We start from the raw sequence: 9,575 nt of genomic DNA on the forward strand, positions 1-9,575 counted from the left end.
CACCTGGTTCGGCGCACGACCGGCGGCCTGCGGTTCGCGCAGGCCGCCGGGGTTCCGCGTCACGTGAGGCTGGACCGGTCAGTCGAACTTCGCGGCGGTGATCGCGTTGCCGCCGCCGAGCTTGCCGCCGCTGACGGTGAACGTCCAGTTCCCGGAGCCCAGCGGGAGGCCGGTCACCCGTACCGTCCAGGTGCTGCCGTTCTGGGTGGCCTCGGTCTGGCTGCCGGTCGGCGGGGTCTTGCCGGTGAACATGTTCGCGATGGACGTGCTGGAGAAGCGGGTCATCCGCTGCTTGTTGCCATCGCCCCACGCGGCCATGAAGAAGCCGACGTACCCGGCGGCGTCGGCCGGGTACTGGGTGCGGTTGACGAACACGTCGACGACCGCCGTCGGGTGCCCGAGCTGGGTGTCGTCCATGGTCAGCTTGGTGTCGTCGCCGTGCGCGTTGCGGTAGTCGCACGCGGTGCGCCCGCTGCCGGCGGCCGAGCAGTTGAGTGTGGTCCACTGGCTGTTGGGCTTGCCGTGACCCATGAACTGCGACACCGCGGCCTGGACGGCGTACTGGTCGAGTTTGGACTTGCTGCCCGACGCCCAGGCGGCGAGCGCGGCCAGGCCGTAGTCCTTGGCCGTCTTCGGGAACGTCGGCGTCCCGCTGCCGTTGCCGCTGCCACCGGTCGACGACGGCTGAGGCGTCGCCGCCGCGGAGCCGGACGGCAGGGCGCTCGCACTGGTCCCGGGGCTGTCCGTGATCACGGTGTTGGCGCTGGCGGTGGCTTGCGGCTCGCCTTTCTTCCCGCAGGCGGCGGTGCCCAGCAGGGCGAGAACGAGCACACCGGCGACAGCGACGGCGGTGCGGTACGGGCGAGCGGGGTTATGGATACGCGCGACGTCGTCGCCGGGGGCGGCGTGGCGCAGCGGAGAGGCGGTCATGGCGCACACGGTAAGTTGATCGCTCCACCTTGCCTAGGACCCGTCACAAATCCGACCAGGCCGCGGATCTAGAAGAGTTGTGGTCGCCCCAGCGACGACAACTCTTCTAGATCCGGTTCGCGCACGCCGCTCGGCAGCTGGCGCGGTGTCAGGCGTATGCCTTGGCCTGCAAGGTGAACAGGTCGTGGTAGAGGCCGCCCCGGGCCATCAGCTCGTCGTGGCTGCCCAGCTCGGCGACCGTGCCGTCGCGCAGCACGACGATCAGGTCGGCGGCGCGCACGGTCGAGAAGCGGTGTGAGACGAACAGGGTGATCGCGCCGGTGCCCCGAGCCGCCCGCCGGGCCGCCGTGGCGAAGCGGGTGAACAGCGCGTTCTCGGCGTGGGCGTCGAGCGCGGCGGCGGGCTCGTCCAGGGCCAGCAGCAGCGGCCGGGGCCGCATCAGCGACCGGGCGAGGCCGAGCGACTGCCACTGCCCGCCGGACAGTTCGGTGCCGTCGGCGTACCCCCGGCCGAGCATGCCGTCCAGGCCCCCGGCCTGGTCGACGGCGCGTGCGGCGCGGGCCCGGTGGATCGCGGCCTGCAGCGCCGCGTCGTCGTCGTGCAGGGGCAGCTCGCCGACGCCGACGTTGTCGCGGACCGTCCAGTGCAGCCGGGCGAAGTCCTGGAACAGCATGGCGATCCGCCGGTGCCAGGACTCGGTGGGGATCCGGCCCAGGTCGGCGCCGTCGACGGTGAGCGTGCCGCCGGTCGGGGCGTACAGCCCGCAGAGCAGCTTGACCAGGGTGCTCTTGCCCGCGCCGTTCTCGCCGACGAGCGCGACGGTCGCCCCGGCGGGCAGGGTCAGGTCGACGTCGCGCAGCGTCGGCTCGGCCGCGCCCGGGTAGGCGAACGTGACACCGTCCAGGCGGATGCCGTGCCGCAGCCGCCGCGGGGCTGACGCGGTCGCGGGCTCCGGCTCGGGTGCGGCGGCGGCCAGCTCGGCGAAGCGGTCGGCGGTGCGCGCGGCGGCGGCGACCGTGGCGTGCAGCCCGATCGCCCCGGCCACCTGCACGCTGATCTGCACGGCCAGGGTCACCACCAGGATGACCTCGCCCACGGTCGCGGTGCCGTCGACGGCCCGGCCGAGCACCAGCAGGATCGCCCCGCCGTACGCGAACGCGAAGAGCAGCTGCCCGCACCCGCGCAGCAGCGCGGCCCGCCAGTGTGCCGCCCACAGTGTCTCGGTCATCCGGGACCACGTCTCGGCCTGGCGGGTGAGCAGGAACTCGTCCGCGCCGCAGAGCCGGATCTCCTTGACCGCGTCGGCGTCGGCGGCCAGCGCGAGCAGGTGGCTGGACAGCCGTCCGGCTTCGGCGGTGTGCTCGCGGGCGCGTTCGGCCAGCTTCGCGGCGCGGCGGGCGACGAGCACCGGCGGCACCGCGGCCAGGGGCAGCAGCGCCAGCCACGGGTCGACGGCGGCGAGGATGACCGTGGTGACGGCGGCCCGCAGTACCAGCCCGCCGAGGTGCAGCAGCCCTTCCAGGGACTGCCGGGTCTGGGCGGCGTCCTGTGCGGCCAGCGCGAGCGTGTCGGCGAAGGCGGGATCGTCGAGGTGGGCGACGGTCGGCCGGCCGTTGGCCAGGGTCAGCAGCCGCCGGTCGAGGACGGTGCCGGCCTGCTCGCCGACCTCGAAGTAGTACAGGTGCGCGAAGTGCCCGAGCATCAGCTCCACGACCAGCAGCGTCGCGACGCCGACGGCGAGCGCGGTGGCGGGTCCGGTCGCCCCGGCGAGCGCGGCGTCGGTGAAGTCGCGCAGCAGGAAGCCGATGAACGGGGTGGCCAGGTAGCCGCCGGTGATCAGGCCGACGCCGATGGCGAGTTTGCGCCGGTCGGCGGCCCAGGCGAGGCCGAAGACGAAGGCGAGCGCGGTGCGCAGGGTGCTCATGCGGCGGCTGCCAGGTCGTCGCGGAACCGGCTGGCCTGCAGCGCGAACATCTCGGCGTAGTGGCTGCCCGCGGCGATGAGAGTGTCGTGGTCGCCGTGCTCGACCACGTGCCCGTCGGACAGCACCAGGATCTGGTCGGCGCGCCGCACCGTGGAGAAGCGGTGCGAGATGATGACGCTGGTCAGGCCCTCGGTCTGGGTGAGGAAGCGGTCGAAGAACTCGACTTCGGCGCGTACGTCGAGGGCGGCGGTGGGTTCGTCGAGGACCAGCAGGCGCGCGCCGCGGTCGACGGCGTGCAGGGCGCGGGCCAGTGCGACGCGCTGCCACTGGCCGCCGGACAGGTCGCGGCCGCCGGCATAGCGGGCGTGCAGCGGGGTGTCCAGGCCCGACGGCAGGTCGCCGAGCAGGTCCTGTGCGCCGGCGCGGGCCGCCGCGGCCTGCCAGGCGGCCGGGGTGCCGGCGCCGAGGCCGATGTTCTCGCCGGCGGTCAGCTCGTAGCGGTTGAAGTCCTGGAAGATGACGGCGAGCTGCCGCTGCCACGAGCGGGGGTCGAGGTCGCGCAGGTCGTGGCCGTCGACGGTGACCGCGCCGCGGTCGGGGTCGTAGCAGCGGGTCAGCAGTTTCACCAGGGTGGTCTTGCCGGCCCCGTTGAGGCCGACGATCGCGGTGCAGCGCCCGGCGGGGATGGCCAGGTCGAGGTCCGTGAACACGCGGCGGCCGCCGGGGTAGGCGAAGCCGACCTGGGTGAACCGGATCTCGTGCCGCGGGGCGGGCGCGGGGGCGGTCCCGGGCAGGGCTTCGCCACGTACCGCCTGCTCGAAGCTGGTCAGCGCGGCCAGGGCGCGGCCGCCGAACTGGGTCTGCACGTCGGCTTCGGGGAAGTAGACGCCGAACCGGATCGGCACCAGCACCGCCTGCACGGCGACGGCGTAGCCGAGCAGGTTCAGCTCGCCGCTCGCGGTGGCCTGGGCGACGGCGGCCAGCGCCAGGGTCGCGCCGGCGAGGCCGGCCAGGGCGAAGCCGAGGAACGGGCGCAGCAGCAGGCGACGGCGCATGCTCCAGATCGGATCGAGGTAGCCGCGGTGCTCGGTGTCCAGGCGCGCGGTGAGGAAGCCGAGCAGCCCGAGCACCCGGATCTCCTTGGCCGCGGCGGTGCCGGTGGTCAGGGTGCGGGTGTACGCCAGGCGGCGGCGCTGCGGCGACAGCTCGTCCCACGCCGCCGCGAAGCGGCCCAGCGAGCCGCGCTGCCCGAACCGGATGACCAGCGCGGTGACCGCGACGACGAGGCCGGCGAGTGGGGACAGCACGATCGCGATGAGGACGACCGCCCCGGCGAGCCCGGTGTAGCGGGCCAGCAGCGCGGGCAGCGCCGCGGCGGCCTGGCCGGGTGACGGGCTGGCCCGGTCGATCGCCGTACGCACGTCGGTGAGCTGGTCCAGCGTGCCGGGGCGTTCCAGGGCCGCCACCGGCGCCTCGGTGTACGCCGCCCGTAGCGCCCGCTGCACGCAGTGCCCGTCGACGCGGCGGGCGAGCAGTTCGGCCAGCGCGAGCTGCAGCGGGCCGAGCAGTTGCTGCGCGACGAGCGCGGCGAGGGTGAGCGCGACGGCGGCGCCGAGCGCGGCCTCGCCGCGGGCCACCGCGGGCACCCGGGACAGCAGCACCGCCATGCCCACCATGAACACGATCGGGGCCAGCCCGAACGCGGCGCTGACCAGCAGCGCGACGGTGACTGGCAGCGTGCCCGCGCCGCGCAGCAGGTGCGCGAGGTCGAGCCACCGGCGCAGTCGGGGCCCCATAGTGACGTCCTCTCGACAGCCGGTAACATCAACAAACTTAACAGTTAAGATACTTAAATGCACGCGTCGATTTCGGCCGCGGTGACCGCGCATCCGCGCCGCCGCCCGGAGGCCGAAGCCCTGGCCGCGAGCCAGCCTGGGCTGGACTTCGAGGTGGTCGAGGACCCGGAGCCCGACGGGCCGCGCAGCGCGCTGCGCACCGCCCGGCTGGCCTGGCGGACCGCCGATCCCGGCTGCACGCACCGGCTGCTGGTGCAGGACGACATGCGGCTCGCGCCCGGGTTCGCCCGGCTGGTGCGGGCGGCGGTGGCCGCGCAGCCGGATCGCATCCTGTGCCTGTTCACCGAGTGGGGTTCGCGTACCTCGCCGGCGGTGCGGCTGGCCGCGCTGGCGGGTGCGGGCTGGGTGCCGCTGCTCGACCCGTACGTGCCGACGACGGCCGTGGTCCTGCCGACCGCGGTCGCGCACGCGCTCGCCGGGTTCCCGGCCGAGCCCGGCGAGCCCGACGACGTGCTGCTGCTGCGCTTCGCCCGCGAGCACGGGATGACGCCGCTGGTCAGCTCCCCGAATCTGGCCGAGCACGAGCAGGGCGACTCCCTGATCGGCAACGACGTGCTGCAGGGCCCGCGCCACGCCGCGCTGTTCGGCGGCCCGCCCGGCGACTGGGCCAGGGTGCTGGTGCCGCCGGTGGTGCCGCACCTGCTGCTGTTCGACGGGGTGGTGGTGTGCCAGGTGCCCGACGGCGACGGGTGGCGGCCGGTGCTCGCCGACGCCTTCCTCGCCCCGTCCGGACTGGCCCTGCCCGACCTGCTCGAACGCTATGCCGTGGCGGTCGGGGCGTGCGACCCGACGGGGCGGATGCGCCGGGTGGTGGCCGACTCGCTGCTGCTGCAGCTGTGGCTGGCCGCGTTCTGCTACGGGGTCGCGGCGTACGCGGTGCTGGGCGACGTCGCGGTGGTGGACCGTGCCTTGCGGACGGTGCGCGGGGCCGCGGCGCTGCGCACGATCGCGCCGGGCGCGCTGCGCCGGTTCGTGCCCGGCCACCGGCTCGCCGGGCTGCCCGCGCTCGTCGCTCCGCTGCTGCGACATGCCATATCGGACGGATGCGTACACGCTGGTCAGGCCGGAGATCAGTTCTGGAAGGAATATTTACAGTAAAGGTCAACTGTGCTATCAGTTATATGCCCATGTGTGGATGATCTCCGGCACTCGGGCGTCCCCGCGCGCCCACCCCGGCGTGCCGTGTCACCCGGCTCCACCGCAGACAGGCAGGCGTCGATGGATCTGCAAGCACCGTTTGGCGACGAGGAGGTGGGCTGAGTGCAGCTCGTCCCGCGTCGCGCCGCCGCCACCGCGCCGCTGTCCCTGCTGCAGCAGCGGATGTGGCACCTGTGCACCGCCTATCCGGGCACCGCGTCGCCGATCGTGGTGATCGCCAACCGGATCACCGAACCGCTCGACGTGCCGACCTTCACGGCTGCCGTCGCCGCCCTGGCCGACCGGCACGACGCGCTGCGCACCACGTTCACCGTGGGCACGGACGGTCCCCGGCAGGTGATCGGGCCTCCGGGCGGTCTCGCCACCGAGTTCGTCGACGTGTCCGGCGGAACCGATGCCGAAGGCCGGGCCCGAAGCCTGGTCGCCGAGCTGGCCGGGGCGCTGCTGGACCTGGACGGCGGCACACTGACGCGCTCGCGGCTGATCCGGCTCGGTCCGGACGACCACGTGTGGTGCCTTGCCCTGCACCACCTGCTCGCCGACGGGGAGTCCGCGATGGTGCTGCAGCGCGACGCCGCCGCCCTCTACCGCGGCACCCCGCTGCCCGAACCGCCCATCGGGTACGCGGACTTCGCCGCCTGGCAGTGCGCCGACGGCGCCGACGACGGCGAGCTGCGCTGGTGGGCGGAGCGGCTGCGCGGCGTGCCGCCGCTGGAGCTGCCTACCGACCTGCCCCGTCCGCCGGTGAAGAGCACCCGTGGCGGACAGCTCGACGTACGGCTGGACGCCTCGGACACCCAGGCCCTGGAGCACTTCGCCCGGCAGATGCGGGCGACGCCGTTCATGGCGCTGGTCACGGCGCTGCTCGCGGTGCTCGCCCGGCGCTCGGGCCAGACCGATCTCTGCCTGGGCACCCCGGTCTCCGGTCGGCTGCTGGAGGAGACCGAGGACGCGGTCGGCCTGTTCAGCAACATGATCGCCTTGCGGGCAGACCTGTCGGACGAGCCGAGCCTCGGCGAGCTGCTGGGCCGGGTGCGGGCAGTCGTCATCGACGCGCTGGCCCGGCAAGCGGTGCCGTTCGGCCAGGTGGTGGCGGCGGTGAACCCGGCCGAGGACCGCTCGCGCACGCCGGTGTTCCAGGTGATCGTCTCGCTGCACACGCAGACCTCCGGCGGTGCCGGGGCCGACCTCGACTGGCGGCCGTTCGGGCAGGCCACCGCACAGATCCTGCACGACCTGGTGCTCGACGCGTGGCGCGGCCCGGACGGGCTGTCGCTGACGCTGCGCTACGACACGGGGCTGTTCACCGCGGCGACGGCCGAGGAACTGGCCGGCGAGGTGCTCACGGTGCTGCGGGACCTGCCCGGAGACCCCGAACTGCCGGTTCGCGCCCTGGCGGCCCGGCATGGGTAGCCACATCGCCTTCTTCAACATCCCGGCGCTCGGGCACCTGTTCCCGACCCTGGGCGTGGTCGCCGAGCTGGTGCGGCGCGGGCACCGGGTCAGCTACGCCGCCCCCGCCGACCGGGCCGCGTACGTGGCCGCGGCGGGGGCGCGGGTGATCCCGTACACCTCGACCCGGCCCGGCGACACCGATCCGCAGGCGCGCACCCCGGCCCGGTCGGAGCACATCGGACGCAGCCTGCTCAACTTCCTCGCCGAGACCGAGCACACCCTGCCGCAGCTGGAGCCCGCCCTGCTGGCCGACCCGCCGGACCTGGTGCTGTTCGATCGGATGGCGTTCGCCGGGCACGTGTTCGCGCACACCCACGGCATCCCCGCGATCCAGCTCTGGCCGATGATCGTCTCGGCGGGCCCGTGGTCGCTCAACGAGGCGGTGCCGGTCGACTTCGCCCACCCGACGCTGGCCGAGTACAACCTGCGCCTGGAGCGTTTCCTGGCCGGGCGCGGGCTGACCGGGCTGCCGGCGGAGGAGTTCCTCGCCCCGCGGGTGGTGCGCCACCTGGCCTTCCTGCCGAGGGTGTTCCAGTACGCGGGCGAGGCGTTCGGTGCGGAATTCTCCTTCGTCGGGCCGTGCACGACCCCGCGCGCCGGTGACGTGCCCTGGTCCCCGCCCGCCGACGGCGCGCCGGTGGCGCTGGTGTCGCTGGGCACGCTCAACAACCACTGGCCCGACTTCTACCGCCTGGTGTTCGAGGCGTTCGCGGGCACGCCCTGGCACGTGGTGCTGGCCGTGGGCCGCCGCCTCGACCCGCGCTCGCTGGGCACCCCGCCGCCGAACGTGCAGGTCATGCCAGTGGTGCCGCAGCTCGCGGTGCTGGCGCACGCGCGGGTGTTCGTCTCCCACGGCGGGCTGGGCGGGGTGATGGAGGGCGTGCAGGCCGGCGTCCCGCACGTGGCCGTGGCCCGGACCCTGGAGCAGGACCTCAACGCCGCCCGCATCGTCGACACCGGCATCGGCGCATCGCTGGACCTGGCCGGGCTCACCCCGGCGGGCCTGCGCGAGGCCGTGCGCCGGGTGGCCGCGGACCCCCGCATCGCGGCGGGCGTCGCCGCGATGCGGGCCGAGGTGCTGGCCGCGGGCGGTGCGGCCCGCGCCGCGGACGTCGTCGAGTCGTGCCTGCGGGAGCCCGCTCAGCGCGGTGCCGCGGGCGTCAGGACCCTGGCCCCTCAGGGATAGACGGCGGGTCGCCCGGCGCCCCCCGGGCGGCCCGCCGCCTAGGTGCCATCGAGAGATGGGGCCATTTAAATCAGCCGAACCGGCAACCTTGATCGCAGCTTTGTACCTAAGAAACTTAACTATTTATTGGCATCGTGGTCGCGTCGGCGGGACAGCCCGCCACATCCCCCTCGGGAATCGACGGAGGTTCCACAAGTGATCACAGATTCGACGTCGCGCGGTGCGTCGCCGCGCGCCGGCGCGAGCCGGGTCGGCCGGCGCGTCGCCGCCGGCCTCGCCGGCCTCGGCCTGCTCGCGACCACGCTGGTCGCCGGGGCGGGACCGGCTTCCGGCAGCCTGCCCGGCCGCTGGGTGGGGACCTGGGGGACCGCACTCACCGCGCCGAGCCTGGCCAACACCGGCAGCTCGCTCAACGGCTTCACCGACCAGTCGATCCGCCAGCTCGTGCGGGTCTCCCTGGGCGGCGAGAAGGTGCGCCTGCGCATCACCAACGCGTACGGCACCGGCCCGCTGACCATCGGCCACGCCAGCGTCGGCCTGCCCGCCGCGCCCGGCTCGCCCACCCTGCAGGCCGGGAGCATCCGCGAGGTCACCTTCAACGGCAGCGAGTCCGCCGTCGTCTACAAGGGCGCGGAGCTGCTGACCGACCCGATCGACCTGCCGGTCTCGGCGACCGGGGAACTCGCGGTCACGCTGTACCTGCCGACCGCGACCGGCGCGACGTCCTGGCACTGGACCGCCCGGCAGACCTCGTACGTCTACGCCGGCGACAAGGCCGAGACCGCCGACGGCACCGGTCAGACCGCGGCCTACAACCACTTCTACTACCTGGCCGGGATCGAGGTCCTGACCAAGACCGGCGCGGGCACGGTCGTCGTGCTCGGCGACTCGATCTCCGACGGTTCGGGCTCGACGCTGGGCGCGAACACCCGCTGGCCGGACTACCTGGCCGGGCGGATCACCGGGACCTGGCCGGCGCTGGCCGACCCGGGCGTGCTCAACGTGAGCCTCGCCGGCAACCAGGTCACGAAGGACGGCCTGGCCATCAACTCGCCGGCCCTGGGCG

6 protein-coding genes and 1 pseudogene are annotated in these 9,575 nt (G+C 74.0%); 4 read left to right on the plus strand and 3 right to left on the minus strand.

Going from position 1 to position 9,575, the window contains the following annotated elements:
* Positions 1 to 78 precede the first annotated feature (78 nt).
* The 3 genes from Cco03nite_RS25640 to Cco03nite_RS25650 all read right to left on the minus strand — a co-directional run bounded on the left by Cco03nite_RS25640 (position 79) and on the right by Cco03nite_RS25650 (position 4,650).
* A complete protein-coding gene (locus Cco03nite_RS25640) occupies positions 79 to 930 on the minus strand; it encodes a hypothetical protein (RefSeq protein ID WP_203694761.1) in 852 nt (283 codons plus the stop codon).
* 148 nt (positions 931 to 1,078) lie between these two features.
* Complete coding sequence (locus Cco03nite_RS25645) at positions 1,079 to 2,854, minus strand: ATP-binding cassette domain-containing protein (protein WP_203694762.1); 1,776 nt, start codon at positions 2,852 to 2,854, stop codon at positions 1,079 to 1,081.
* Complete coding sequence (locus Cco03nite_RS25650; RefSeq protein WP_203694763.1) at positions 2,851 to 4,650, minus strand: ATP-binding cassette domain-containing protein; 1,800 nt, start codon at positions 4,648 to 4,650, stop codon at positions 2,851 to 2,853. Before Cco03nite_RS25650 ends, Cco03nite_RS25645 begins: the two co-directional genes overlap by 4 nt.
* Positions 4,651 to 4,707: 57 nt before the next feature.
* On the opposite strand from Cco03nite_RS25650, the gene Cco03nite_RS25655 reads away from it, so the two are divergent.
* The 4 genes and pseudogenes from Cco03nite_RS25655 to Cco03nite_RS25670 form a co-directional block, all read left to right on the plus strand.
* Entirely contained in the window at positions 4,708 to 5,808 is a 1,101-nt protein-coding gene (locus tag Cco03nite_RS25655) for a hypothetical protein (protein ID WP_203694764.1), read from the plus strand.
* Positions 5,809 to 5,970: 162 nt separating this feature from the next.
* Positions 5,971 to 7,281: a condensation domain-containing protein gene (locus tag Cco03nite_RS25660; RefSeq protein WP_203694765.1), complete on the plus strand. Its 1,311-nt coding sequence runs from the start codon at positions 5,971 to 5,973 to the stop codon at positions 7,279 to 7,281.
* Positions 7,274 to 8,509 (plus strand): macrolide family glycosyltransferase, encoded by a 1,236-nt coding sequence (locus Cco03nite_RS25665; RefSeq protein WP_203694766.1) that lies wholly within the window; start codon positions 7,274 to 7,276, stop codon positions 8,507 to 8,509. Before Cco03nite_RS25660 ends, Cco03nite_RS25665 begins: the two co-directional genes overlap by 8 nt.
* A 195-nt stretch (positions 8,510 to 8,704) precedes the next feature.
* Positions 8,705 to 9,575, plus strand: a pseudogene (locus Cco03nite_RS25670) (hypothetical protein); the annotation flags it as partial.

Origin of the sequence: Catellatospora coxensis, from assembly GCF_016862635.1 — a bacterium.
Classification (GTDB): Bacteria; Actinomycetota; Actinomycetes; order Mycobacteriales; family Micromonosporaceae; genus Catellatospora; species Catellatospora coxensis.